This window comes from Paenibacillus caseinilyticus, from assembly GCF_027533645.1.
Classification (GTDB): domain Bacteria; phylum Bacillota; class Bacilli; order Paenibacillales; family NBRC-103111; genus Paenibacillus_G; species Paenibacillus_G caseinilyticus.
Genome location: NZ_JAQAGY010000019.1, coordinates 59,596 through 84,002, shown reverse-complemented (window position 1 = coordinate 84,002; position 24,407 = coordinate 59,596). Strand labels below are relative to the sequence as shown.

Annotated in this window: 23 protein-coding genes, 1 pseudogene and 1 riboswitch; of the genes and pseudogenes, 11 read left to right on the top strand and 13 right to left on the bottom strand. The window is 56.3% G+C overall.

What is annotated here, in order from left to right; all coding sequences use genetic code 11:
* The first annotated feature begins 40 nt into the window (after positions 1–40).
* Together O9H32_RS23900 and O9H32_RS23895 are read left to right on the top strand one after the other, a co-directional pair.
* On the top strand, positions 41–1,855 hold the full coding sequence (locus O9H32_RS23900) for a hypothetical protein (protein WP_269868628.1): 1,815 nt from the start codon (positions 41–43) through the stop codon (positions 1,853–1,855).
* On the top strand, positions 1,852–2,349 hold the full coding sequence (locus O9H32_RS23895) for a hypothetical protein (RefSeq protein ID WP_269868627.1): 498 nt from the start codon (positions 1,852–1,854) through the stop codon (positions 2,347–2,349). The genes O9H32_RS23900 and O9H32_RS23895 overlap by 4 nt, the downstream gene beginning before the upstream one ends.
* Positions 2,350–2,471: 122 nt before the next feature.
* On the opposite strand, the gene O9H32_RS23890 is transcribed toward O9H32_RS23895, so the two are convergent.
* From O9H32_RS23890 to O9H32_RS23880, 3 genes are read right to left on the bottom strand one after another with little or no spacing between them, the layout of a single operon-like run.
* The gene (locus O9H32_RS23890; RefSeq protein WP_269868626.1) at positions 2,472–3,320 is read right to left on the bottom strand and encodes a MetQ/NlpA family ABC transporter substrate-binding protein; all 849 of its coding nucleotides are present in this window, start codon (positions 3,318–3,320) and stop codon (positions 2,472–2,474) included.
* Positions 3,321–3,377: 57 nt separating this feature from the next.
* A complete protein-coding gene (locus O9H32_RS23885; RefSeq protein WP_269868625.1) occupies positions 3,378–4,043 on the bottom strand; it encodes a methionine ABC transporter permease in 666 nt (221 codons plus the stop codon).
* Positions 4,036–5,055 (bottom strand): methionine ABC transporter ATP-binding protein, encoded by a 1,020-nt coding sequence (locus tag O9H32_RS23880; protein ID WP_269868624.1) that lies wholly within the window; start codon positions 5,053–5,055, stop codon positions 4,036–4,038. The genes O9H32_RS23885 and O9H32_RS23880 overlap by 8 nt, the downstream gene beginning before the upstream one ends.
* Positions 5,056–5,275: 220 nt before the next feature.
* Positions 5,276–5,420: riboswitch (SAM riboswitch) on the bottom strand.
* A gap of 420 nt (positions 5,421–5,840) precedes the next feature.
* Here O9H32_RS23880 and rbsK point away from each other — a divergent pair.
* Positions 5,841–6,749 (top strand): ribokinase, encoded by a 909-nt coding sequence (gene rbsK, locus O9H32_RS23875; RefSeq protein WP_269868623.1) that lies wholly within the window; start codon positions 5,841–5,843, stop codon positions 6,747–6,749.
* 63 nt (positions 6,750–6,812) lie between these two features.
* Here the strand turns inward: rbsK and O9H32_RS23870 are convergent, their stop codons facing one another.
* A complete protein-coding gene (locus O9H32_RS23870; protein ID WP_269868622.1) occupies positions 6,813–7,229 on the bottom strand; it encodes a TIR domain-containing protein in 417 nt (138 codons plus the stop codon).
* Positions 7,230–7,544: 315 nt separating this feature from the next.
* Between O9H32_RS23870 and O9H32_RS23865 the strand changes: the two genes are divergently transcribed.
* From O9H32_RS23865 to O9H32_RS23850, 4 genes are all read left to right on the top strand, one after another.
* On the top strand, positions 7,545–8,123 hold the full coding sequence (locus O9H32_RS23865; RefSeq protein WP_269868621.1) for a TetR/AcrR family transcriptional regulator: 579 nt from the start codon (positions 7,545–7,547) through the stop codon (positions 8,121–8,123).
* Positions 8,124–8,350: 227 nt separating this feature from the next.
* Positions 8,351–11,536: a bifunctional cytochrome P450/NADPH--P450 reductase gene (locus O9H32_RS23860; protein ID WP_269868620.1), complete on the top strand. Its 3,186-nt coding sequence runs from the start codon at positions 8,351–8,353 to the stop codon at positions 11,534–11,536.
* A 323-nt stretch (positions 11,537–11,859) separates the two neighbouring features.
* Entirely contained in the window at positions 11,860–12,312 is a 453-nt protein-coding gene (locus tag O9H32_RS23855) for a nuclear transport factor 2 family protein (RefSeq protein WP_269868619.1), read from the top strand.
* The gene (locus O9H32_RS23850) at positions 12,309–13,181 is read left to right on the top strand and encodes an NmrA family NAD(P)-binding protein (RefSeq protein WP_269868618.1); all 873 of its coding nucleotides are present in this window, start codon (positions 12,309–12,311) and stop codon (positions 13,179–13,181) included. Before O9H32_RS23855 ends, O9H32_RS23850 begins: the two co-directional genes overlap by 4 nt.
* Positions 13,182–13,281: 100 nt before the next feature.
* Here O9H32_RS23850 and O9H32_RS23845 read toward each other — a convergent pair whose 3' ends face one another.
* From O9H32_RS23845 to O9H32_RS32945, 4 genes and pseudogenes are all read right to left on the bottom strand, one after another.
* Positions 13,282–13,884: a TetR/AcrR family transcriptional regulator gene (locus O9H32_RS23845; protein ID WP_269868617.1), complete on the bottom strand. Its 603-nt coding sequence runs from the start codon at positions 13,882–13,884 to the stop codon at positions 13,282–13,284.
* A gap of 1,101 nt (positions 13,885–14,985) precedes the next feature.
* Positions 14,986–15,648: an NADPH-dependent F420 reductase gene (locus tag O9H32_RS23840; RefSeq protein ID WP_269868616.1), complete on the bottom strand. Its 663-nt coding sequence runs from the start codon at positions 15,646–15,648 to the stop codon at positions 14,986–14,988.
* Between the two features lie 144 nt (positions 15,649–15,792).
* A complete protein-coding gene (locus O9H32_RS23835; protein WP_269868615.1) occupies positions 15,793–16,332 on the bottom strand; it encodes a sensor histidine kinase in 540 nt (179 codons plus the stop codon).
* 12 nt (positions 16,333–16,344) lie between these two features.
* Positions 16,345–16,401: pseudogene (locus tag O9H32_RS32945) on the bottom strand (hypothetical protein); the annotation flags it as partial.
* A gap of 12 nt (positions 16,402–16,413) precedes the next feature.
* Between O9H32_RS32945 and O9H32_RS23830 the strand changes: the two are divergent.
* Positions 16,414–16,626, top strand: a complete 213-nt coding sequence (locus O9H32_RS23830) for a hypothetical protein (protein WP_269868614.1) — start codon at positions 16,414–16,416, stop codon at positions 16,624–16,626.
* 964 nt (positions 16,627–17,590) lie between these two features.
* Here the strand turns inward: O9H32_RS23830 and O9H32_RS23825 are convergent.
* The 3 genes from O9H32_RS23825 to O9H32_RS23815 form a co-directional block, all read right to left on the bottom strand.
* Complete coding sequence (locus O9H32_RS23825; RefSeq protein WP_269868613.1) at positions 17,591–18,184, bottom strand: YdeI/OmpD-associated family protein; 594 nt, start codon at positions 18,182–18,184, stop codon at positions 17,591–17,593.
* 62 nt (positions 18,185–18,246) lie between these two features.
* Positions 18,247–19,014 (bottom strand): isocitrate lyase/PEP mutase family protein, encoded by a 768-nt coding sequence (locus O9H32_RS23820; protein ID WP_269868612.1) that lies wholly within the window; start codon positions 19,012–19,014, stop codon positions 18,247–18,249.
* Between the two features lie 234 nt (positions 19,015–19,248).
* The gene (locus tag O9H32_RS23815) at positions 19,249–20,598 is read right to left on the bottom strand and encodes an aminotransferase-like domain-containing protein (RefSeq protein ID WP_269868686.1); all 1,350 of its coding nucleotides are present in this window, start codon (positions 20,596–20,598) and stop codon (positions 19,249–19,251) included.
* Positions 20,599–20,744: 146 nt separating this feature from the next.
* Here O9H32_RS23815 and O9H32_RS23810 point away from each other — a divergent pair, with 146 nt between their 5' ends.
* Both O9H32_RS23810 and O9H32_RS23805 read left to right on the top strand, forming a co-directional pair.
* On the top strand, positions 20,745–21,665 hold the full coding sequence (locus O9H32_RS23810; protein WP_269868611.1) for a DMT family transporter: 921 nt from the start codon (positions 20,745–20,747) through the stop codon (positions 21,663–21,665).
* Positions 21,662–22,543, top strand: coding sequence for an NAD-dependent epimerase/dehydratase family protein (locus tag O9H32_RS23805; protein WP_269868610.1), 882 nt, complete (start codon positions 21,662–21,664; stop codon positions 22,541–22,543). Before O9H32_RS23810 ends, O9H32_RS23805 begins: the two co-directional genes overlap by 4 nt.
* Before the next feature lie 4 nt (positions 22,544–22,547).
* Here the strand turns inward: O9H32_RS23805 and O9H32_RS23800 are convergent, their stop codons facing one another.
* Together O9H32_RS23800 and O9H32_RS23795 are read right to left on the bottom strand one after the other, a co-directional pair.
* On the bottom strand, positions 22,548–23,222 hold the full coding sequence (locus tag O9H32_RS23800; protein WP_269868609.1) for a hypothetical protein: 675 nt from the start codon (positions 23,220–23,222) through the stop codon (positions 22,548–22,550).
* The gene (locus O9H32_RS23795) at positions 23,180–23,416 is read right to left on the bottom strand and encodes a copper amine oxidase N-terminal domain-containing protein (RefSeq protein ID WP_269868685.1); all 237 of its coding nucleotides are present in this window, start codon (positions 23,414–23,416) and stop codon (positions 23,180–23,182) included. The genes O9H32_RS23800 and O9H32_RS23795 overlap by 43 nt, the downstream gene beginning before the upstream one ends.
* 325 nt (positions 23,417–23,741) lie before the next feature.
* Here O9H32_RS23795 and O9H32_RS23790 point away from each other — a divergent pair, with 325 nt between their 5' ends.
* Positions 23,742–24,332, top strand: coding sequence for a GNAT family N-acetyltransferase (locus O9H32_RS23790; protein WP_269868608.1), 591 nt, complete (start codon positions 23,742–23,744; stop codon positions 24,330–24,332).
* The last annotated feature ends 75 nt before the right edge of the window (positions 24,333–24,407 follow it).

The window sequence follows — 24,407 nt, the reverse complement described above, 5'->3', positions numbered from 1 at the left end:
CTCAGGACGAATCCAGCCGAGCGGAGAGGAGGTCAGGAGGATGAAGGAAGTGGAACGGGGAAGGGCCAGAGGCTGGACGGATCGGAGGCCGGGGGAACCTGGGCGGCGTCAGGAAGCTGCCAGGCTAGGTATGTCGGGTGAAGCATCTTATGTGCAAGAAAGCAGCCGTGGGCCGGCTGTTCACCGCCAAGGCGAGCAGAGCCCGCTGAATCAAGAGGAGGGCGTGCCGGCTTCCGGGATGGAGCAAGCCCACGTATCGGCTGCTGGAATCAGGAGAGAGCGGGGGGGCGAAGGCCTCCCATCGGAGAGCCGCTCTCCGGAGAGAAGTCCGGGCAGGACTTCCGCCAAGCCGCAGCCTGCCCGTGCTTCCTCACAGAGGCGCCGCCCTCCGGCGCTGCTGCCGGTAACGCTGCTGCTGTTCCTGTTCTTCGGCCTGCTGGCCGGTACGCTGCTGTCGTCCGAGCCTCCGGTCACCGGGAGGGCGGAGCTGCAGCCGCAGACCGGCGAAGAACGCTCCTGGCAGGCTGCTTACAGTCCCGGTACCTCCGTCACGGGGGAACAGCCGCCCGTGTCAGGAGAGCTCCGGCAGCTGCAGGCCTCCCTGCCGCCGGATCTGCTCTTCCTTGCGGGTCCCGCAAGACTGGCCGGAGGGGGAACAGCGCCCAGAACGTTCTTTCCTATAGCGGACGGAAGCGGAGGTACGCCGGACAGCGGGAAGACCGGGCCCGCGTTCCCTCATATTCCTGAAGAGCAGCTGCCGGGCTATGGGCGGACGGCTTACTTCGTCGATTACGGCGGAGCCCGGTTCTGGTTCCTGAACGCCGCGAAGCTGGCGCAGGAGCCGCAGCTGCAGCTCGCTTGGCTGCAGCGTACCGCAGCCGAGAACCGCCAGCTGCACGGCATCGTGCTGCTGGCGGAAGAGCCGGCGGCGCCGGAGGCTTGGCAGGCCTTCACGGCCGCCGGCGCGGAGCTCGTGCTCGCCGGCGGCCGGCTCTGGGCGTCAGCCGCTGCGGTGCAGACGCCGCCGCCGGAGGGCTACCGCGCTGCGCCCAGCCGCCCGGGCTGGGCCGAGTGGGCCCCGCCCCTCGCGGAGCAGGAGGAAGCCCCGGGCTTCCTCCTGCTCGAGGGGCAGGGCCCGCGGCTGCGCGTCAGCCTGCCGGGCCGCGTCAGCCTGCCGGGCCGCGGCGGCCCGGGCCCGGCCGCGGCGCTTGCGCTAGACGCCTCGGCGCTCGGCGGCGACGCGGCAGCCGAGCGGGCCGTCGTGCCGATCGGCGCAGTGTGGCGCTACCGCCCCGGCGGACGCGATCTGCCCGCGGTCGTGCCCGAAGGGCTCGACCCGGCAGGCGAGCATCCGTCCGCCGGGGGAGTGCCGCTGCCCGCCGCCGATTGGCGAGGCGCCGGCTTCGACGCCGCCGGCTGGGCCGCCGGCCGGGCGCCGCTCGGCCGCTCCCGCGATGCCGCCCGGCAGCGGGGCATTGCCACCGGCCTGCCCGCAGCCCCTTCGCCGGCATATTACTTCCGCCATGCGTTCGAACTGCGCGAGGCGCCGCGAGAAGGCCAAGAGTGGACGCTCCATGCCGCCTACGAAGACGGGATCGCCGTCTATCTCAATGGCGTGGAGATCGCCCGGGATTCCATCCGGGAAGGGCTGATCGACGACCGGACGCTCGGCATGCCCCATCCGGGCGGGATCTTCGAATCGTTCCCGCTCGAGGGATACCGCGATCTGCTCGTGCAGGGGACCAATACGCTTGCTGCCGAAGTGCACGGCAGCCACCCGGATACGCCGGAGCTGTGGTTCGACCTCAGCCTGACGGTGCGGGAGCGGCCGGCGGCAGAAGGGGGCGCGCCATGAGCCTTACGCGTATGGCCGAAGGCATGGCAAAGGCTATTCGCCGTTTAAGGCGATGGCCTGTCCTGCCCGGTCTTCGACGCCTGCGGCCCGGCGAGCAGGCAGCCCGCCTTCGACGCCTGAGGCCCGGCGAGCAGGCAGCCCGCCTTAGGCGCCTGCGGTACGGCCTCCTGGCCGCCTGCCTTCTCCTGGGCAGCTGCGGCCCGGCAGGCGAACGTCCCGCTACGCCTGGGCTGCTCGCCGGGCTGACCTTTGCCAAGAGTCACATCCTGCTCGAGAACGGGAACGATTTTGTGTGGAATGGCGTGACTATCACGCTCAACGGACGGTACGTCTACCGGACGGATAGCATGCCGAGGGGCACCTCGGCCCTGCCTTTCGATGAATTCCGGGACCGCGACGGCCATTCCTTTGACCGTTCGCGGATGACACCGCACGACTTGGTCATCGATGCTGCCGCGGGCTTCGACGGCCAGCCGGGGCGATACGAATGGTAGGCAGGGGACGACATGCTTCAACCGTTGCCCGCTGCCGCTCTGCCGGCCGTACACACCAAAAAAGGCTGCGCGCCTGCTCTCGTGAGCTCGGCGGCAGCCTTTTGCCTATGCCAATCTATCTCTTACTTGAACGCCGGAACGACAGCGCCTTGGTACTTCTCTTCGATGAACTTGCGGGCTTCCGGCGAGTTCAGCGCCTTCGCGAGCTTCTGGATCGCTTCCGAATCCTTGTTGTCCGGACGGGCTACGAGCAGGTTCACGTAAGGCGAGTTGCTGTCCTCGATGAAGAGGGCGTCTTTGGTCGGGTTGAGCTTCGCTTCGAGCGCATAGTTCGTGTTGATCAGGGCCAGGTCGACTTCAGGGAGTACGCGAGGCAGCATAGCCGCTTCGAGTTCTCGGATCTTCAGGTTCTTCTTGTTCTCGACGATGTCCTTCACGGTACCGGAGATGCCGGCGCCGTCCTTGAGCTTGATCAGACCGTTCTTCTCGAGCAGCGCCAGGGCCCGTCCGGAGTTGGAAGGGTCGTTCGGGATGGCTACGGTTGCGCCGTCTTTCAGCTCGTCAGCCTTCTTGATCTTCTGGGAGTAGGCGCCGAACGGCTCGATGTGAACGCCGACGACTTTGACGAGATCCATCTTCTTCGACTTGTTCTGGTCATCGAGGTAAGGCATGTGCTGGAAGAAGTTCGCATCGAGCTGCTTTTCGAATACCTGCACGTTCGGCTGGACATAGTCTGTGAACTCTTTTACTTCCAGGTTCACGCCTTCGGCTTTCAGCTTGTCCTTCAGGGAGTTCAGGATTTCGGCATGAGGGACAGCGGTAGCGCCGACCTTCAACGTGACTGCTTGCTTGGCAGGAGCTGCGCCGCCGGCGTTGTCGGCCGGAGCGGTTGGGGCCGCTTCTTTCTTGCCGCAGGCGGCAAGCGAGAAGGCCATAACCAGGGATAGGGCGATCGTTAACGGTTTGTTCATAGTAGAAACCCTCCAGTAATGTAGTGTGGTGTTCGATTGGATGTATGTCAAAAATCCTTACTTGCGCTGAAATCTCCGGACGAGCCGGTCGCCGAGCGATTGTAGGATTTGAACCAACACGAGCAGAATGACGACGGTGACGACCATGACCGGCGTGTTGAACCGCTGATAGCCGTAGCGGATCGCGAGGTCCCCGAGGCCGCCGCCGCCGACGACCCCGGACATGGCCGTATAAGAGACGAGCGTGACTGCCGTGATCGTGATCGCGGCGATCAGGCCCGGACGGGCTTCGGGCAGCAGGACGCGGGTGACGATCTGTCCGGACGTCGCCCCCATGGACTGGGCGGCTTCGATCACGCCCCGGTCGACTTCACGCAGCGCCGTCTCCACGAGTCTCGCGAAGAACGGGGCGGAAGCGATGACGAGCGGGGGAATCGACCCCGGCACGCCGATCGAAGTGCCGACGATGACGCGCGTCAGCGGGATGACGAGGATCATCAGGATGATGAACGGCACGGATCGCAGCACATTGACCACGAACGACAGCAGGAGGTAGAACGTGCTCTGCTGCATGAGCTGGCCGCGCGAAGTCAGGAACAGCAGGATGCCGAGCGGCAGGCCGATGATCACGGTGAAGAGTGTCGACAGGCCCAGCATCGTCAAGGTATCATAAGTGGCAAGAGAAATATCTTCCCAGACGATATCTTTCAAGAACTCAGCCATGCTGCATCACCTCCACATCGAGTCCGCGTCCCCGAAGGGCTGCGACGGCCGCATCGGCTTCCGCTCCAGCACCGCGCAGCTCCAGCAAGAGCTGGCCGTACGGCGTCTCCTTCAAGCGGGATACGGTACCCTGGAGAATGACGAACGGCACGTTCGTCTCCTTCATCGTTTCGAAGAGCACCGGCTCGTACGTCATCTCGCCGAGGAAGGTCACGCGGATGCGGGTTCTGCCGCTGCCGCCCGTTGCGGTCTCAGGCAGCGCCGTCTCGGGATCCTCGGCGAGCTGGGCGACGAATTCGCGCGTGGTCGGATGCTGAGGCTTCAGGAACACGTCCGTTACCGAACCCATCTCGACGATATGTCCGCCGTCGATGACGGCGACGCGGTCGCAGATCGTCCGGATGACGTGCATCTCATGGGTGATGAGCACGATCGTGATATGCAGCTGCCGGTTAATGTCGAGCAGCAGCGAGAGGATCGAGTTCGTCGTCTGCGGATCGAGCGCCGATGTCGCTTCGTCGCAGAGCAGCACCTTCGGATTCGTAGCCAGGGCGCGGGCAATGCCGACGCGCTGCTTTTGTCCGCCGGACAGCTGCGAAGGGAATTTGTGCTCGTGTCCGCTTAGCCCCACGAGTCCGACGAGCTCTTGCACGCGCTGCTTGATCTCGGCCTCGGGCCGCTTGCCGAGGCGCAGCGGGAAGGAGATATTGTCGGCCACGGTGCTCGACGAGAGCAGATGGAAGTGCTGGAAGATCATGCCGATCGACCGGCGCTCTTCCTGCAGACGGCGGGTGCCGAGCTTCGTCATCTCGACGCCGTCGATGATGACCGTGCCGCCGGTCGGCTTCTCGAGCAGGTTGATCATACGGATCAAGGTGCTCTTGCCCGCGCCGGAATGTCCGATAATGCCGAAGATCTCGCCTTTGTTCACGGTCAGGTCGACCTTCTGCAGCGCTGTAACGGTGCTGCGTCCGCTTGTGTATTGCTTCGATACGCCTTGCAGTTGAATCATGATGGGCTTCACCTCCGGGAAAATACGCAATAAAAAACCCGTACGTTCGTAAGCAACCGGGCAGCGGCCAAGGCCGTCCGCCGGAATTGCAGCGAGGTACAGGTTTATGAAGTCACACTGTGCCCTCTCATCTGTCAGAATCCAGCGGGGCATGCTGCGGCCACAGCGCAGGGAAGCGCAGCTTGCCGTCATGGCCTGCTCCGGAAGGATGTACAAGCAAGTGCCATCCGCCGGGCTGTATTCTGAAGGAATTGGCACCAGACTTCCTTGGAGTCAGGAACAAGCTTGCCGCTTGTCACTTTATCCATACAGGAACGGTTGCCGGGCTTCATCGGGCCTTATCCCTCCGCCTCTCTTGATAAGAAGTGAACCGCTATGAAATTAGCATGAGCATGAAATAATAGGCAAATCATTTAACCCTGGGTCATATACTAGGGCCTTAAAACGATCTTTATCATATAGAAAAAGAGCGGTGAAGTCAACAGGTGCGTGTGTGCCGGGAGGTTAGTAATGTTTCCCACACTTTAAGAGAGAGGGAAACTCTAGGATATAGCTCTTCTATTTACCAGAATGGTCTGGTAGAGTCCGCTTGGATAATCACCCTGTCATGACAAGGGAGGAGAAAGTGAGCAGCTGGGAATGCAGCCTCACCGCTCAGCATGAATCGACGGTAGATGCCGCTGCTGCCGGGGTAATCATAAGGGACAGCGGAGGATCATGTACTGCCGGGGTTCGATCAGGGTTAGTACATATATAGAATCTTAACATAAAGGAGCGGGATGAATATGAAACGTCCTCGGATTGCTGTGGTAGGGAGCTTGAATATGGATATTGTAGTATCGATGCCGCGGATGCCGCAGAAGGGGGAGACCGTACAAGGGACGGATATCCACTATATTCCGGGAGGCAAAGGGGCGAATCAGGCGGTGGGATGCGCCCGGCTGGGAGCGGAGGTGTCGATGATCGGAGCTGCGGGCAGCGACCGGTTCGGCAGCGAGATGCTGGAGCGGCTCCGGAGGGAAGGGATAGACGTGAGCGGCGTGCTTAAGGCTGAGGGAGCGACGGGAACGGCGACGATACTGCACACTTCCGAAGATAACTGTATCGTCGTCGTGCCGGGAGCCAACGCCTGCTGCACGGCCGAGCATGTGGAGCGGCACAAGGAGCGGATCGAATCGGCGGACGTACTGCTCGTCCAGCTGGAAGTGCCGCTGGAGACGGTGCACCGCGCACTCGAGATTGCCCGGCAGGCCGGTGTACGCACGGTGTTGAATCCCGCTCCGGCCAAGGTGCTCCCGGCGCCGCTTCTGTCGCTCACGGATATCCTGACGCCCAACGAAAGCGAATTCGCTCTGCTCAGCGGGGAGCAGGATACTGCCGAAGAGGTGCTTCGCCGGGTGATGGCCGCTTGGCAGCAGGACTACGGCCATCAGGTGATTCTCACGCGCGGCCGCCTCGGCAGCTCTTGGCTGGATGAAGGGGAAGCGCTGCAGAGCGCGCCGGCTCTTCCTGTGGAGACGGTCGATACGACCGGAGCGGGCGATGCCTTCAATGCCGCGCTGTGCTGGGGCCTCGCTTCCGGCTGGGAGCTGCAGCGTGCGGCGGATTTTGCGTGCAGGGCAGCTTCGGTATCGGTCACCCGGTTCGGTGCGCAGGACGGCATGCCCCGCTTGGAGGAAGTACCTGAGCGGTAGAGGGAACGGTGTAATCTGAAGCTTCGGCAGCGCGGGTCCAGCTCGAGAAGGAGAAGCTCGCGGTCAGCACAGCTCCGTAATGGCTCCGATCATCTCCTGCGGATGAAACGGGACGAGCCGGTCGGCATGTCCTTTGACAATGAGGGAGGTCGTCTCGGGCGCGAAGGGCTGCACGCCGATAATCGGTTTATGGAGTTCGTTGCTGCCGATAATGAGCTCCTTGTTCACCCAGCGGTTATATTCGGCGTACACGCCGCACATGATGAGGATGGCGTCGGTATGCCGGATCTTGCTCCGGATGGCCTCGTACAGCAGGCGTTCATCCATCGCTGCGGCGGATTGCGTATCGAGTGAGGCGGTGCGGAATCGGAAGCCATCCGCAGATTGCAGAAGACGGAGCAGTTCGCCGCCAGTGCCGCGATAATTCCAGGTATGGCTGAGATATAGGGTATAGACCCGGTTCGTATCAGGGGCGGGCATGGGCGGATCCCTCCAGACTAGGGCAAGATGGACAGGCGGGCAGGCGGCCGCAAGACCAAAAGGAGCCCATGGTGACAGGCTCCTCCGGTTTGCTGCATATGCGGTTAAGCCATCTGTTAATGATTGCGGTTACTTGTACAAGTTATGGAAGTAATTATACCGAAGGGCTTCGGCGATGTAAAGCGGTCCGTAGCTGAAATTGATTTTTGGCGCCTAGAGGTATATCCTAAATACAGGAAAAAAAGCACTAGGACGTGTTTCTTCCTCCGAAGCAATGGGTAAGGAAATACGGACTAGCAAATCCGGAAGGGGTGGATGAACGTTATCGGCGGCAAGCGGGAAAGTATTATGGGTGCGGCGCTGGAGCTCTTCGCCGAAGAAGGATTCGAAGCGACGACTGTGCCGATGATTGCCGACAAAGCGGTGGTAGGCGCAGGAACCATTTACCGATATTTCACCAATAAGGAGGCCCTGGGCAATGCCTTGTTCCAGGAGTGCGTCCGGCAGTTCTCGGAGGTCGTGCAGCGGGGATATCCGGTTGACGGCGGAAGCCGGGAACAATTCAGGCATATTTTCTCCCGGATGGTAGAGTTTGCCGGAGAGCAGGAGAGGGCATTCTATCTTCTGGAGACGCACAGGCATGCGAGGTATCTGAATGAGGAGAGCCATGAGGTGTTCCGGCAGATGATGGAGTTTCTCCGTGCGTATTTCAGGTCGGGCCGGGAGCGAGGGGAGATTCGTCCCATGCCGTCCGATGCGCTGATCGCCATCGTCTACGGCGCTTTTGCAGCACTGCACAAAGGAATACGCTCAGGCAAAATTCAAGAGGCTCCCGGATTGATCGACAGCGTAGAACAAGCCTGCTGGGATGCGATACGCTGGCATACGCAGTAGCAGAGAACCCATACCCGATGAAACTATAACTAGGCTATAACTATACATGACGCGGAATGAACGTTCATTCCGGAGGCGGACCATTTGGCATTTTGCATGTAAGGGCCCGCCGGATCTTATCACGGATGCAGCAGCGTAACGGTCCGTGGCAGCCGCCAAGGCGCAGAATCACGCCGTCCGTGCTCGCGCCCGGCCCTAATTTATTGAACCCAAGGAGGAGTCATTCCATGACGCAAACGAGTCAGATTCCGCAGCCCAAAACCTTCGGACCGCTCGGCAACCTGCCGAACCTGAATACAAAGGAACCCGTGCAGTCGATCGTCAAAATCGCGGATGAATTCGGTCCGATCTTCCAGCTGGACTTGCCGCGCGGCAAGTCCGTGTACATCTCCAGCCATGAGCTGGTGGCGGATGCCTGCGACGAATCGCGTTTCGATAAGTATGTGTGGGCGCCGCTGCAGAAAGTAAGGGCATTCGCCGGAGACGGCCTGTTCACGGCGGAGACGGAGGAGCCGAACTGGCAGAAGGCGCATGCGATTCTCCTGCCGAGCTTCTCCCAGCGCGCGATGCAGGGCTACCATGCGATGATGGTGGACCTGGCGGTCCAGCTCGTGCAGAAGTGGGCCCGGCTGAATCCAGATGAGAGCGTAGAGGTCGGCGAGGACATGACGCGCCTGACGCTCGATACGATCGGGCTCTGCGGCTTCAATTACCGCTTCAACAGCTTCTACCGGGAGCAGCCGCATCCGTTCATCACCTCGATGGTGCGTGCGCTCGACGAAGCGATGAGCCAATTGCAGCGGCTGGGGCTGCAGGATAAGCTCATGGTGATCTCCAAGCGGCAGTACAAGCATGATATCCAGACGATGTTCGGGCTCGTGGACAAGATCATCGCCGAGCGCAAAGAGCACGGATCCCAGGATGGGGAGGACCTGCTCGCACACATGCTGAACGGCCGCGACCCGCAGACGGGCGAGGCGCTCGACGACGAGAATATCCGCTACCAGATTATCACGTTCCTGATCGCGGGCCACGAGACGACGAGCGGGCTGCTCACGTTCGCCCTGTACTTCCTCCTGAAGAATCCCGAGAAGCTGGCGAAGGCTTACGAGGAGGTGGACCGGGTCCTGACCGATCCGCTGCCGACCTATGCCCAGGTACGGGAGCTGAAGTACATCCGGATGATTCTGAACGAAGCGCTGCGCCTGTGGCCTACCGCTCCAGCATTCGCGCTGACCGCCAAGGAAGACACGATGCTCGGCGGCCGGTACCCGATGAAGAAGGGCGAGAGCGTATCGGTCCTGATCCCGAAGCTCCACCGCGATCCTTCCGTCTGGGGCGACGATGCCGAAGCGTTCATTCCGGAGCGGTTCGAGGACCCTTCCAGCATCCCGCACCATGCCTACAAGCCGTTCGGCAACGGGCAGCGGGCCTGCATCGGGCAGCAGTTCGCCCTGCATGAAGCGGTGCTCGTGCTGGGGATGGTGCTCCGCCACTTCGAGATTATCGACCATACGAATTATCAGCTGAAGATCAAAGAGACGCTGACGCTCAAGCCGGAAGGCTTCACGATGCGCGTACGCTCGCGGATTGAGCCGCTGGCCGTGGTCATGCCGGGCAAGGAAGCGGCGTCGCGGCAGGAGAAGCGGCAGCCGGCAGCCGAGGCTTCGCCGGTGCAGCAGCACAATACCCCGCTGCTCGTGCTCTACGGCTCGAACCTCGGCACCGCCGAAGGGATCGCCCGCGAGCTCGCCGATGCGGCCCGCTACCAGGGCTTCCGCAGCGAGACCGCGCCGCTGGACGAGTATGTCGGCAGCCTGCCGAAGGAGGGAGCGGTCTTCATCGTGACCGCCTCGTACAACGGCAATCCGCCGGACAACGCGCGCGCCTTCGTGCAGTGGCTCGAGCAGGCGGAGCCGGGGGCGCTCGAAGGCGTCCGCTATACGGTCTTCGGCTGCGGCGACCACAACTGGGCGAGCACCTACCAGCAGGTGCCGCGCAAGATTGACGGGCTGCTTGCCGCCAAGGGGGCAGAGCGCCTGACTCTACTCGGCGAAGGCGACGTCAGCGACGACTTCGAGCAGCAGCTCGAAGACTGGCGTGGTGCCCTGTGGCCGCAGGTGATGGAGACATTCGGCCTGTCCTTGAACGAGAACGCCGGCAAGGAGCGCAGCTCCCTTACGGTGCAGTTCGTCAGCGGCCTGATCGGCACGCCGCTGGCCGAGTCGTACGACGCGCTGCAGACGACCGTTGCGGAGAACCGCGAGCTGCAGGGCGAAGGCAGCGACCGCAGCACACGGCACCTCGAGATCGTGCTGCCCGAAGAGGTGAGCTACCGCGAGGGCGATCATCTCGGCGTGCTCCCGCTGAACCCGAAGGAGCTCGTGGGGCGGGTGCTCCGCCGCTACGGGCTGCAGGGCAGCGACCATCTCGTGCTCGCCGCCACCGGCCGCAGCGCCGCCCATCTGCCGCTGGACCGGCCGGTACGGCTCTCCGATCTCCTCAGCCACAGCGTGGAGCTGCAGGAGCCGGCCACCCGGGCCCAGCTGCGCGAGCTGGCTGCCTTCACGGTGTGTCCGCCGCATAAGCGGGAGCTGGAGGCGCTGCTGCAGGAGGAGGCGTACAAGACCGAGGTGCTGCGCAAGCGTCTGACGATGCTGGAGCTGCTGGAGCAGTATCCGGCCTGCGAGCTGCCGTTCGAGCGCTTCCTCGAGCTGCTGCCGCCGCTGAAGGCCCGCTACTACTCGATCTCGAGCTCGCCTCGCGTGCTCGGAGACCGTGTCAGCATCACGGTCAGCGTCGTCCGCGGCCCGGCCTGGAGCGGCCGGGGGGAATACCGCGGCGTCGCGTCGAATTACCTCGCCGAACGGAAGCCGGGCGATCCGGTCGTCGTGTTCGTCCGCTCGCCGGAATCGGGCTTCGAGCTGCCGCAGGACCCGGCCACGCCGGTCATCATGGTCGGCCCGGGCACCGGTGTCGCGCCGTTCCGCGGCTTCCTGCAGGCGCGCCGCGCCCAGAAGGCGGAAGGGGTTCAGCTCGGCGAAGCCCATCTGTACTTCGGCTGCCGCAACCCGCAGCACGACTACCTGTATCAGGAGGAGCTCGGGCAGGCGGAGAAGGACGGTCTGGTCGTGCTCCATACGGCCTGCTCCCGTGTGGAAGGGCAGGAGAAAACCTATGTGCAGGACCTCATGAAGGGCGACGCGTCCCTGCTGATCGGACTGCTCGACCGGGGCGGCAAGCTCTACATCTGCGGCGACGGCAGCCGGATGGCGCCGGATGTCGAGGCAGCGCTGCGCGGCGCCTACCGCGAAGTGCACGGTGCTGGCGAGCAGGAGGCGGCCGACTGGCTCGAGAGGCTGCAGCGCGATGGGCGCTATGCCAAGGACGTGTGGGCGGGTACAGCCGGTTGAGGTAACGGCATCGCCTAACGTGAACGCAGGATTGCAAAAGACCCCACAGCTTCGGGAAGAGGCTGCGGGGTCTTTTCTGTGCCGTCCTGCATTAAGCGGTCCTTCCGTACCCGGTCTGCTCAGCGTTCAGGGAACTAGACGCTTGACGTAGCCATATCTGATTTTGCCGCCGTACATCGGATGATAGGCCTCCGGGCATCCAACGCGCTCAGAAGAAGCACTTCCTTCCTCTCGTCATTTTCCAGACCAAATAGTCAAAAAAATACTTGACTGAATGGTCTGGAATTAGTAGGATGAAAGCATATCAGAAAGGAAAGGAATGGATGAACATGAAGCCAAAGGATGCTATGACAGTGCGGGGAACCGAAGGGTCGATGCAGGAAATCGTTCGTGTATTTATGGAGTCACTGCTTGAATGGGATATCGGCCGGTGGGTGGATCTTTTTCATGAGGATGCCGTCTTCGAATTTCCCTACGCCCCGGCTGCGATGACCCGGCTGCTGAACGGCAGAGCCGCCATTCAGGACTATATTCGTGAATTTCCAAACCTGCTGGTCATCCACGATTTCAGCGAGCCGGTGTTTCACCCGTCTTCCGACCCGGAGCAGGGCGTAGTGGAATTCGGGTGCCGGGGGGAGAGCGTGCAGAGCGGGAAGCCATACCATCAGAGCTACATCTCAGTCATTCGGCTGAAAGAAGGCCGGATCATCCACTATAAAGACTACTGGAATCCGCTTGTTGTGCTGGAGGCTATGGGAGGAGGGGACGGGCAATGATTCTAGTAACAGGAGCAGCGGGCAAGACGGGCAGCCGGGTGGCTAAACGGTTGGAGGAGCTGGGCTATCGTGTCCGTACGGCGGGGAGAAGCAGGGGACAGGGTGCTGGGCAGGCGGTAGAGCACGTGTACTTCGATTGGAATGATGCCGGCACATATGAAGCGGCCCTTCAAGGAGTGGAGGCCGTATACCTGGTAGGGCCGCCGATGGTAATGGAGCCGGCCAAGGTGATGCTCCCGTTCCTGGAGATGGCATGGGCAGCAGGGGTACGCCGGGCCGTGCTGCTCAGCAGCGCTTCGGTACCGGAAGGAGGGCCGGTATTCGGGAAGGTCCACCGGATACTCCGGGAACGCGCGCCCGAGTGGGCGGTGCTCCAGCCGTCCTACTTCATGCAGAACTTCTCGGAGGGCCACCATGGAGCGGCAATTCGGCAAGGCGGGGATCTGGTGACGGCTGCCGGGGCGGGCAAGGTCGCTTTCGTGGATGCGGACGACATAGCAGAGGTCGCCGTACGTGCACTTACGGACCCTGAGCCTCATAATACCGCGCATGTGATTACCGGACCGGAAGCATTGACCTACGCGGAAGCGGCGGAGATCCTCTCCCGCAGGGAAGGCCGGCCTATCCGGCATATCTCCATAAGCCCGGCCGAGCTGCAGTCAAGGTGGGTTGAGCTCGGGATGGCGGAGGATTACGCCGGATTCATGGCCAGCCTCGATGAAGGCATCCGCGACCGCGGCACGGAGAGCCGGGTAACGGACACCGTGGAGCGGATCACCGGCCGCCGGCCCGCTTCGCTGGAGGCCTTCCTGTCCCAGGCTGCCGGGAAGCCGGAAGGAAGTGAATCTGGCCGCACGGCTGCCGTCTAAGAAGCACCAAAAAGCAGCACTACTGCATCGAGACGTGCAGTGTGCTGCTTTTTGGTAAATGGTTCACGTATGAAGGATGCCCTGGAATCAGCCCGTCGGATTAACGGCCGGAATCCAGAACGCAGAGAGTGATCTTGGCGATATCCCGAAGCGTCGCCGTGCCGGCTCCCGAACGGGCCGTGAATACCAGCGCCATGCGCGTGTGGTGCAAATAACGGGCGAGGGAGCGCAGCTTGTCGTCCGGGTAGGCGTCCATTGGCAGCTCGCCCTGTTCCCGTGCCCGAAGAAGGGCCCGGTAATGCGCCTCCTCGAGCAGCGAGGTGCTCGCATCTACGATCCGGGCGATCTCCGGGTCATGCGGCGCTTGTTCGACGGCGCTGTTGACGATGTAGCATTCTTTGAACCGCTCGGGCTCCTGCAGCACATCGACTGTCTGTTCGAACAGGACGGACAGCGCCTCCCGAACGGAGGGGGATTCGTCGAGCAGGCGTACGACCTCGCTGTTTTTTTCATCAATATACCTGCGGAGAGCCGAGACGAACAGCCCCTGCTTCGTTCCGTATGTATCATAAAGGCTCTGCCGGGCGATCCCGAGCTGGTCCAGCAGCTGCTGCAGCGAAGTTCCTTCATACCCGTACTGGCCGAACACTTTCATTGCTTTATATAGGGTCTGCGTCGTATCGAATTCTTTGTTCCTGCCCACTAAGCGTCCCTCCTCATTCTATCATTGTAGCTATGTACGTCCGGCTCTTCAAGATGATCGAGGAGGTGCAGATAGCATTTTGTTAAAATCCCGTGGGTGAAGGAGGTGACCCGTCCCGCTTAAAGTCCCGCCACGATCCACGAAGACGGCTTGATTACTGGCAAACGTCATCCCCGCCATACAAAATGAAACCTGGGATACTTACTCTTCTGGGGAGCATATTCATTCCTGACTATTTGGGGGTGATATCCGTTCCAACGATGGGAATCCAGAGTGATTTTGGAAATGTGCTTCTTCATTGAGCAGCATGATTTCCTCCAGATCCATCAAGTCCAGCTTCTTGTTGTTCAACAAACGATAATCTATAAATCTTCAAAGCCTGCAACTAAAAAAATCAGAGAACAGACAATCAGTATATGTACAATGCTAAGAAGTACATGGACAAGCATCGCTTTCCATTCAAGCCTGGGTCGCGTAAAGCTATTATTGTATAATCTGGCAGCGATATAGAGGGAGTAAGAAATGAATAAGGATTGTAACAGCCATTTAGAAACAGTGAAAAACGCCGGGGTATTATTTATATTGGGCAGTAAGAGTTGAACGCCAGTTATATTGCTCATAACTAGTAAACAAATCATGATAAACCATGCTGAAAAGTGAATCGGCAGAGCCATTACCATATGGTTACGAATAGTGACCATCTGTACCCCCAGTAATTGTATTTCCTCATAGCTGAGAGGATCGGCTTATGCATGTAGAAGCACATATGGACAGAAAACACTGCAAGAGATAAGGGGGAGATATAATTACTTATGCTTCCATAATTATAAATATATGATAAATACTATATCACAAATAAGGATGAGAGTGAATTTGTACATACGGAATACACCGCAGTCACTCTAACCGAATGAAGCAGCCAGCCCCGTGTTCTTTATGCGGAAGGGTGTTACCATTCGTGCCAAATGGACTGGTTGATTCGCAGTTAGGAATCTTCGCACAAATATAAAACCCTAGGATAACTTCAAAGAAGTTATCCTAGGGTTATGTGAGAAATGGCTGGGGGCTCACCGTGCTGCGAAGAGCCAGGTAATTCTCCGCTTACTGCGTTGATTGGGCAAGAGAGGCTTCCTTGATCCCAAATAATTGAAGCGAAATATAAGGATAGGTTCCGTACCGGACGGCAAGCTCCAATTCGAGCAGCGTGAAACGTTCAATCGTCCGGTTATTGGCGAGTTTCCCCGCATGAATGAAACGGAATGGAAGCGGGCTGAACCGCTCCATGAATTGATGTACAGCCTCTTCATCATCCCCGGTGACGAGCACATCGCTTTTTTGATTTTGAAATACGGGGTTCTCGAACACGCTGAAGAACGTATTTTTAAAGGCTCCTACCACTTTGGAATCTGGCAGTAAAGACTGCAGGCGTTCGGCAGAAGATTCCCCCCAGGCCGTTGTGAATCCGCTGAAGTCGCTGTTGAAGGGGTTGGAGATATCGACTACGATTTTATGCTTCAGCTGATCTCTATTGGCCGCTGCCCAATCCATTAATGCCGCTGCGGGGAAAGCGGGAATGATGATATCGGCCTGAAGCGCCTCGTCATAAGAGCCGGTCACGACCCGATCCAGTTGGAAGCTTTTGGCCAGCTCCGCCGCCTCTGCGGGATTGCGCGAACCCCAGAACACTTGACCCTCTACATATGCTGCTGCTTGCTTCACCAAAGCCTTCCCCATATTTCCAGTTCCCAGTACGCTGATTTTCATGATCATCACTCCTTCTTTGAATTGACTTTAGCTTATCAAAGAAGAAGGGTCCCCAGAAGTTCCGTAATATCGTACCCATCCCACTTTTGGTTTCGGCAGGGACAGCTACGAGTGAATGGGGAGCTCGGCGTAGAAAGCGACTTCCTACTCCTTCCCGTTCTTGGCATAGATGCGCCCCATATGCTGATCCATGATCGTCCGGGCAATCGCGAGTCCGAGGCCATAGCCCCCTTGGCTGCGGACTCGGGACGGATCAGTGCGGTAGAACCGGTCGAAGATCCGCTGCAGCTGCTCCTCCGGAATCGGGTCCCCCGTGTTCGTCACCTTCAGTACGATGCTCTGCTGGCGCTTCTTCAGCGTAAGACCGACAGACCCGTTAGGGTGCGTGTACTTCAGCACATTGTCGAGCAGGATCATCACCACCTGCTTGTACTGCTCGATGCTGCCGCGGGCGGTCAGGCCGGGCTCGATCTCGTAGGAGAGCCGGATATCGCGCTCGAAGATGACGGCTTCCATCGTAAGCACCACCTGCTCGACAGCATCGCTTGCCTCGAAGGGCACAGACAGCACCTCGGTACCGGTCTGATCGATCTGGGCGAGATAGAGCAGGTCATTGGTCAGCTTCGCTATCCGCTCCGATTCTGACTTAATATAAGTGATCCACTTGGATTGATTCCGCGCCACAGTGATTTTGAGATCGTCCTTGCTGGTAATCCCGTTGTTATAATTTCCCTGGACGGTCAGGGAACCGCTGCCGTTGACGGCATGAGAGGCGCGCCGGCTGCCGAGGCTGTGAAGACTACGGCTGCCGCCGAAACGGAAAGCGGCAAAGCCATCAAAGCCGGAGGCTTGATCAGCATAGCGACGACATGGCTCAATGAGTCCGGGGTCACGACGGCGAGCACCGGCGGTCCGGGCCGAATGGGTGGCGGAGGCCCTGGCGGGAACCGGGTTCGGCCAGAGCAGGGAACTCCTTAATAGCAGGGAACAGGAAAGCGCTAGTAGCGAATAGACATGCATACTCCATTAGAAAAGACGGAAGCCCATTGTACCGGCAGCCGTCTTTTTCGTGTCTTATTGAATGGACGTTCCGTTAGCTTGAGTGGGGTTTTTAGATCATTTCGAGGGAGTTCAATGACCTGCTTGGTTCCAATTGGCCCAGGAGAGATAGATAGAAATCACGGCTACTATGAGGAATAGGGCAGAAATTCCAGGGCTTCTCCGGAATTTGATGCCGTACGTTAAGAAAAAAAGGGCTGCGGCTAATTTTGCGGCGCTTCGGTAATAACCATGGTCCGAAATAAATGAACTGCTAAGTACGATCGAAATAAGCAAAGTTGAGGAGATAAGAATCTTAAACCACAGAGGTTCCCGTAAGAACTGCTTATACATCACTTTCATCCTAAGTATCATGTTGGTCCAGTCTCCTAATAGGCCACTTTTCTACTAACCTTTCTCGCTAGTTTGAAAACAATTACAAAAACCAACTCAATCGGTAGATTATTGTCATTCCAATAAACAATATAACTAATGCTGGAATCAATGAAAACCTGAGAATGAGTTTAATCTTATTGGCCCCATAAAGCGTAAGGAATATAAGAAGAGTGATGACGTAGCAACAAGCCGAGAAAGGAAACGAAGGATTTAACAAGTATATAATTGTATCCATGATATGTTCCCCATCGGGAGAGTTACCCAGCAAAATCCATCCTCTAACAAGCTCTAATAAACACATCAAAGGGATTAAAATCACTATATAGACTAATGTAATAATGAAAGTTAAAAATATCATTGATTGCTCTCTCATCTGCTGCATCCGATTCATCGGTGCTCCTCCATCCCGTTCATACAGTAGACGATGGGTAAGTGTGAAGTGTTACGTTATCAGCCATAAGCATAGAAGGGGCAGCCGAGCGTGTCTGGTCAGCCGCCACCGAATGTACTAATCATGTAATCCTTTTCCATCCAGAATTTGCTGCATACTTTTGTCAACCCTCGACTCTCGGGTTTTGGATTGTTTGGGTGCTGAAAAATGAAGAAGGTAGGCTCTTTGCCGTCCTGGCGTCAATGCTTCAAAGGCAGCTTTCAAGGCAGGGATTTCATTAAATTTATTTTGAAGCTCTTCAGGAATGATGAAGTCCGTATTCTTTTTAAAACTCACTTCTAAACCGGCTTTTTCAACTTCAATCGCTTCATAAATATAGGCTTTTAAAATAGGTTCCATTTCGACTATTTCTTGAACATGGGTGAACCGAATCTGGCGCCCCGCCTGTACATTCTCCGTTTGTTGGATTAGAATCCCATGCGTATCCTGTAACAAGGCACCTTTGTGAAACAGAAGCGCACAATAATTTTTAAATCCATGGATTAACACGATGTTTTTATCCTGGAACGTGTAACAAGGATGCATCCATTTAAAGTCTTCGGTCAGCTCACAGTCAAGAACAATAGCTCTCAACGTCTCATATTCTGCCTTCCACTTCTTGGATTTATTGAAAAATCCATCAATTTTAGGATTCATTCTACGAATTGTCATCAAGGACCCCCCCGCACCCATTCATCGCTTCAGCTGACAGTCCAGAGTGATCACTCTCACGATTATTCGAATAAGATTGAGGTATTACGAGCATCAAGCATCTCTACCGCACATTGCTCCAGTAATGCATTCATTTTGCGATACAATGATCCTCCTAAACTTAACCGTCTGACTCCCAGTTCCCGCAGCTTGACATGATCAGCAAGGCCAGGAAGTGCGATTACATTGAGTGGGGCAGTCGTGCAGGATGCGATCGTTTTGATTTCTTCTTCATCCATTAGCCTGGGGACGAAGATCCCGGATGCACCGCTCTCCACATATTCTTTCGACCGAGTCCGTGTTTCGTTGAGCGGGTCTAGATTCAGAAGATAGGCGTCGATCCGTGCGTTGATGAAAAAATGGCCAAAACCGTTATGATCTAAGGCACTTCTTATTTTGGCAAGAAGTTGGCATTGATCCGAGAGCGGCTTCAGCCCCGTCCCACCTTTCATCGAATCCTCGATGTTGATTCCGGAAGCCCCAAGATCAGCCACCTTCAATACGTTGCTCACAATCGTCTCATCGTTATGTCCATAGCCCGTCTCTATGTCCGCTGTGACGGGAATCTGTACATGATCAACGATCCGTTGAATCACGGACAGCTGCTGATCGAAACCGATCGCTTCTCCGTCCGCATACCCCAGACTGGCGGCAATCCCCCAGCTCGTTGTACCGATCGCTTTGAAGCCCGCTTTCTCGAGAACTAGTGCAGAGGGCAAATCCCATGCGTTTCCTAGCACTAACAGTTCATCCGATTCGTGCAGCTTTTGAAACCGTTCGATGTTGCTCACATTCATTTCCTCCCTGAGGTAAATCGTTTAGGACACCCAATACTACCAAGAATAATACCACATATTGGGACTCAACTGACCTTTATTTGAGTGACCGGAATATTCCTCGTTGCTTCACTCCTTTCAGGTCCTCTATACTTTGGCTTGGAGTTGCCAACGATTCGTGCTTGGCATCCCAATTTGAAGGCAAATCTATTCTGTAGGCCGAGTAAGTATGCTATATGAAAATGAAGTCTACGTTAAGTGCCGCTTCATCCTCTTGATTTCGTTCATCAAGAGCTTGACTCCTTCTTCGATGCGCTCTTCTTCCGCCCTGGCAATGCTTATCTTAAGAAGTGGGCGCTTCTCAAAGCCTTCTGCGAAAAAAGGATCGAGCGGCTTCAGTACGATATTCTTTTTTTGCAATCGGTTCACCAGAGTGGGAATATGCAGCGGTACCGAAAACGCGATATGGGTATGTGAACCGGATGAGACGGACACATGATGCGCGAAATCCGTATCATTGTAGATGTCAAGCGCCCGGTTCAGGCGAAACAGACGTTCGCGGTAAGAAGCAGATATCTGTTGCTTGCGCCTCTCGAACATCCCATTCTGTATGTAAATTTCTAGCGTGGCCTGGGACAGCATCGAACTGTCGAGATCGGATAGCTGCTTGTACAAGCCGAAGGTGTCCTGAAGCTCCGGAGGAAGAACCGCCGCGCCAATCCGCAAACCAGGGAACAGCATCTTTGAGAAGCTGTTCAAATAAATGACTCGCGACGAAGCGTACGCGTAAATTGGATCGGACTTCGGATCCGTCTCCAGATCGGCCAAATAATCGTCTTCCGCCACGTATACGTCGTAGCGCTCGGCTAGCTCGGCTATCGCTTTCTTGGTCGATTCCGGGTAAGACGTGCCGAGCGGATTGTGGAAGCGGGGCATGGTATAGAACATCTTAATGTCTCCCGTTCGGAACAAATGCTCCAGCTTGTCCAGATCGATACCTTGCTCCGTCCTGGCGATACCCTGGAGCGGAACGCGGTGCGTTACCAGCAGCCGAATCATCATATGATAGCTGGGCTGCTCCAGCAGAACCGCTCGCTTCCCATTCGGAAACGGCATCGTGCACAGGATCGATAGCGCCTGCTGCATGCCCGAAGTGATCGTGATCCGTTCGGGGCGGACGAACACCTGGCGGTCCGCTAGTCGCTTGCTTATCACATTCAGCAGCGTAGGAAGTCCCTGCGACATACCGTAGGTAAACAAATCGCTCCGGTACATATCAATCGCTCTATTCAGGCAGTGCTGGAAATCCACATACGGAAAAAGCTCCGGGTCGGGAGAAGGGGCCGAAAAATCCAACACGGCCCGCTCCCGTGCCTGCTCCGCGCCGGGCTTTGGCACAACCGCATAATAACCGCTCTGCGGAACCGTATAGACGAGATGGCGCCGTTCCAGCTCCGCGTAAGCCCGGATCACGGTGCTCTTGCTGCAGGCAAAGCGCAAGGACATGTCGCGGATGGACGGCAGCCTCTGGCCTCCGCGAATCGTTCCGACTTCAAGCTGCCGCTCAATTTCTTTCATTAGTTCGACATATTTCCTGATGGCTGTGTCCCCCTTTTCTTGTCGTACCAACAAAGATTGTACCGGTACAGTTTGGGTGGAAATTTATTGAAACCGGGCCGTCCGTCCTTCATACTTGATCTTAAAGTCGGCCGGCTTTTTGGAACCAAGTGAAAGGAGGACTGGGATTGGTAAGTCAGCGCCCAGTTTATTTACTTGCTTTATTATACGCGCTCATTATCGGATTTTCCTTCCTGTTTACGAAGCTTGCTCTGCAGGTTGCGGATCCGGTCGACACGCTTGCAATACGATTTACGATTGCGTTCTTCGCAATTTCCGTTCCAGTGCTGGCAGGCTGGATCAAGCTGAGGCTGAGCCGCAGCTTGTGGCGCCTTATTCCGTTAGGGCTCCTGTACCCAACCGCTTTCTTTGGATTTCAGGCTGTCGGACTAACGTACACGACGTCGTCGGAAGCCGCTATTTTTCAAGCGACTTCGCCCATCTTTACGCTAGCCCTGGCTTCGTTGCTGCTCCGCGAAAGCACCACTTGGATTCAAAAGGCGGTGGTTCTGTTCTCCGTCGGCGGGGTGATCTATATCGCGGTCATGAGCGGGGCATCGATAGAGAGTACAAATGCATGGGGGATGGTGTGGCTGCTCGTATCAACCGTTGCCTTATCGCTGTACAGCGTGCTTGCCCGATTGCACCGCGAGGGGTATACGGCGTTTGAAATGAGCTACGTAATGATGCTAACCGGTTGCTTCGCCTTCAATACGCTTGCGATCGTCCGGCATACGCTTGCCGGAACCATGAATACATTGCTGGCGCCTTTGGAGGAACCGACCTTTCTCTTGTCGATTCTGTATATCGGACTGATGTCATCTATGCTATCTTCGGTTATGTCCAATTATCTATTGTCGCGAATCGAAGCTTACAAGATGAGCCTGTTCGTGAATCTCGGCACGCTGCTGTCGGTTGCAGCCGGAGTTGTCTTTCTGCGCGAAAAGTTGGAATATTTCCACATTGTCGGTGCGGTGCTCATCATCGGTGGCGTACTTGGGGTTTACTCCCGACCGAAAAAACAAGTAATGGAGGTTGAGTCGAGATGAAAATTGTAGTAGCTGGAGCGAGCGGTGTCGTCGGACAGGCGCTCATTCCCATTCTTATTCAAGAGGGGCATGATGTCGTCGGGTTCACGCGAAACCCGAATATCGCATCCGAATTGAAAAAAGGGGGTATAGAGCCCGTTATTCTAGATGTGTTTAACCGGGAAGCTGTATTCTCCGCACTGCAGGAAACAAAACCGGATGCCGTGATTCACCAACTCACCTCGTTAAGCGCTAGAAACTTCTCTGACAACGCCAGAATCCGAAAAGAAGGGACGCGTAATCTCGTGGATGCGTCACTTGCGGCAGACGTTGGCAAAATGATCGTCCAAAGCATTTCGTGGGCTTACGCACCGGGCGATGGGCCGGCTGCGGAAGACAGCCCGCTTGATCTGGATGCCGCGCCTCCGCGGAGCACAACGATCGAAGGTGTCCGCGCACTGGAAAGCGCCGCTTCCGAAATGCCGGAACATGTCATTCTGCGCTACGGCTTAATTTATGGAAACCGAACGTGGTACGCCCCCGATGGCTATATGGCTGAGCAGGCGCGGCAGCGGCTGCTGCCAGCGACGGGAGGGATTAGTTCCTTCGTGCATGTCGATGATGCAGCACTAGCCGCGGCATATGCGTTGAGCTGGCCTTCCGGATGCTACAATATCGTCGACGACGAGCCGGCTGCCGGAACCGATTGGCTGCCTGTCTTCGCTGATGCTGTAGGCGCGCCACAACCGGACGTTCAACAAGGACACGCGGCCTGGGAGCGCGGGGCCCGTAACGGCAAAGCGCTTCGGCACGGCTGGAAGCCGCGCTACTCCTCGTGGCGTGATGGATTCAGGCTCGCACTCGGACCGGCCTTATCGCAAGACTCGCCACTCAATTGACACACTACTTTAAATGTATTTGTTTCTGCCCGTCTTTTGTATGAAAAATTACTGTCTTCTCATCTACCCATCTCGGGTCCCCGGCGCCTAAAGCTTTAATGGCATCGGGGGTTTCCTTACGATCAAAAACAACGATTCGAAAAAAATCCCCGTCCCCAATCTTCCTCATAAGTAGAGTACCAAAGAGACCTTTTTGATAAAATTCATAAAAATGGTTACTTTCGCCAAGAACCGCCGTTCTATACTTAATTGTGAGGGTTTCGGTCCCCTTGGGTGAATGAAGTGATATGCTATTCCACTCAAATATTAAAGAGGTAATATAGGTAATAGACCACAAAAAAAACAATAAAATTGTACCAACGAATGGGACCCATAAAAATTGTTTTTTTAAAACTATGAACAAAAATGCAAAGAGAATAGTATGCATTAACAACGGAATGCTCCAATCCACAATAACAAAATAATAATAATTTAATCTAAGGACAATTAATGATACATCCACGATTAAAAATGCAATAAGGAGAATCAGAAATCTCCTGCTTATGTTTGTTCGCATATTGATCTTTTCGTGAACCATATAAACTAAGCTCCTTTCAAGGCCTCGATACTTTTGCTTTGGAGTTGCCATGTCAACGATTAGTGCTTGGCATCCCAATGTCGCTGAGCTTCGAGTCGCCATTGGTTTACTTCCTTCTCCGAAGGTTCAGACTTTGTTCCATCACTTTGGATTAGGATTAGCCGGGATTCAGGCACCCACTTAACCGAAGCTCCAAAAGCTTCCGAAACAAACCTGACCGGAATATAGGTGCTGGAATCGATCAGTTGGGCCGGAACTTCCAAAGCTTCATAGATCTGACCCTCCTTATTTGACATGCCACTCATTTCCATATTTATTCCATACTTAAAAACGAAGCCTGCTGTTTAAATGTTTCTCTGCCCCCAGATATTCCGCCGATTAAGTATGGACCCGTGTTTGGGGATAAAGGGGGCTTACTTGATATCGCACCCTCTCCTGATATAACCCTGCTTGGATATATCATAACAATGCCGATTGCTGCAGACTAAACTTGCTTCAAGCTTATACCGTTCTCTGATAAGTGGACTGGTGAAAAAACAGTGAATTGGCGCTTTTGAATTGTCGATTTATTCTGTATCCTAATGTACTAATCGTACTGAACAACGAAAAGGAGAAAAGCCGATGAAAGTTGAACCCGTTATATTACAAGGAGTAAAAATAGCCCTTGTTCCCATGGAAGCTTCCCATATTGCCCCGCTTTACGAAGCATTGAACGATCCGGACATATGGACCTACTCCCCTCCAGGTATGCGGAATATGGACGATATGAAAACTTATGTGGAGTCAGCTCTAGAGGAACGGGCCAGAGGACTTGCTATGCCTTTTGTCATTCGCGACATGGAGACCGATCGCATCGTAGGAACGACCAGGTTTGCCGACATTTCCACCCAACATAGACACCTGGAAATCGGCTGGACAGCTCTTGCCCGAGACGTGTGGAGAACCCGTGTTAACACCGAGTGCAAATACTTGCTGCTTCGACATTGTTTTGAAACGCTGGGTACGGTTCGGGTACAGCTTAAAGCCGATTCCCGCAACACCCGTTCATTAAGGGCAATGGAGCGTATAGGCGCAATGTCGGAAGGGATACTCCGAAGTCATCGGATTTTGAGTGATGGCTACATCAGAGACTCGGCTTACTACAGCTTTATTGTTTCAGAATGGCCGGATGTAAAGACGAGGCTGGAGAGTATGCTTGCCGATCAGAGCTAAAGCTTCATGGTGTACGCTGCCTTCCCCCATGGGATGGCTTTTTTTGATTCTCCCCTCCTATGAATCTTGGTTTAT

What these genes read in the sequence shown, in the direction of transcription:
- O9H32_RS23900 (WP_269868628.1), top strand. Translation starts at nt 41, where the DNA reads ATGAAGGAAGTGGAACGGGGAAGGGCCAGAGGCTGGACGGATCGGAGG.
- O9H32_RS23895 (WP_269868627.1), top strand. Translation starts at nt 1,852, where the DNA reads ATGAGCCTTACGCGTATGGCCGAAGGCATGGCAAAGGCTATTCGCCGT.
- O9H32_RS23890 (WP_269868626.1), bottom strand. Translation starts at nt 3,320, where the DNA reads ATGAACAAACCGTTAACGATCGCCCTATCCCTGGTTATGGCCTTCTCG.
- O9H32_RS23885 (WP_269868625.1), bottom strand. Translation starts at nt 4,043, where the DNA reads ATGGCTGAGTTCTTGAAAGATATCGTCTGGGAAGATATTTCTCTTGCC.
- O9H32_RS23880 (WP_269868624.1), bottom strand. Translation starts at nt 5,055, where the DNA reads ATGATTCAACTGCAAGGCGTATCGAAGCAATACACAAGCGGACGCAGC.
- rbsK (WP_269868623.1), top strand. Translation starts at nt 5,841, where the DNA reads ATGAAACGTCCTCGGATTGCTGTGGTAGGGAGCTTGAATATGGATATT.
- O9H32_RS23870 (WP_269868622.1), bottom strand. Translation starts at nt 7,229, where the DNA reads ATGCCCGCCCCTGATACGAACCGGGTCTATACCCTATATCTCAGCCAT.
- O9H32_RS23865 (WP_269868621.1), top strand. Translation starts at nt 7,545, where the DNA reads ATGAACGTTATCGGCGGCAAGCGGGAAAGTATTATGGGTGCGGCGCTG.
- O9H32_RS23860 (WP_269868620.1), top strand. Translation starts at nt 8,351, where the DNA reads ATGACGCAAACGAGTCAGATTCCGCAGCCCAAAACCTTCGGACCGCTC.
- O9H32_RS23855 (WP_269868619.1), top strand. Translation starts at nt 11,860, where the DNA reads ATGAACATGAAGCCAAAGGATGCTATGACAGTGCGGGGAACCGAAGGG.
- O9H32_RS23850 (WP_269868618.1), top strand. Translation starts at nt 12,309, where the DNA reads ATGATTCTAGTAACAGGAGCAGCGGGCAAGACGGGCAGCCGGGTGGCT.
- O9H32_RS23840 (WP_269868616.1), bottom strand. Translation starts at nt 15,648, where the DNA reads ATGAAAATCAGCGTACTGGGAACTGGAAATATGGGGAAGGCTTTGGTG.
- O9H32_RS23830 (WP_269868614.1), top strand. Translation starts at nt 16,414, where the DNA reads ATGAGAGGCGCGCCGGCTGCCGAGGCTGTGAAGACTACGGCTGCCGCC.
- O9H32_RS23825 (WP_269868613.1), bottom strand. Translation starts at nt 18,184, where the DNA reads ATGACAATTCGTAGAATGAATCCTAAAATTGATGGATTTTTCAATAAA.
- O9H32_RS23805 (WP_269868610.1), top strand. Translation starts at nt 21,662, where the DNA reads ATGAAAATTGTAGTAGCTGGAGCGAGCGGTGTCGTCGGACAGGCGCTC.
- O9H32_RS23800 (WP_269868609.1), bottom strand. Translation starts at nt 23,222, where the DNA reads ATGGCGACTCGAAGCTCAGCGACATTGGGATGCCAAGCACTAATCGTT.
- O9H32_RS23795 (WP_269868685.1), bottom strand. Translation starts at nt 23,416, where the DNA reads ATGTCAAATAAGGAGGGTCAGATCTATGAAGCTTTGGAAGTTCCGGCC.
- O9H32_RS23790 (WP_269868608.1), top strand. Translation starts at nt 23,742, where the DNA reads ATGAAAGTTGAACCCGTTATATTACAAGGAGTAAAAATAGCCCTTGTT.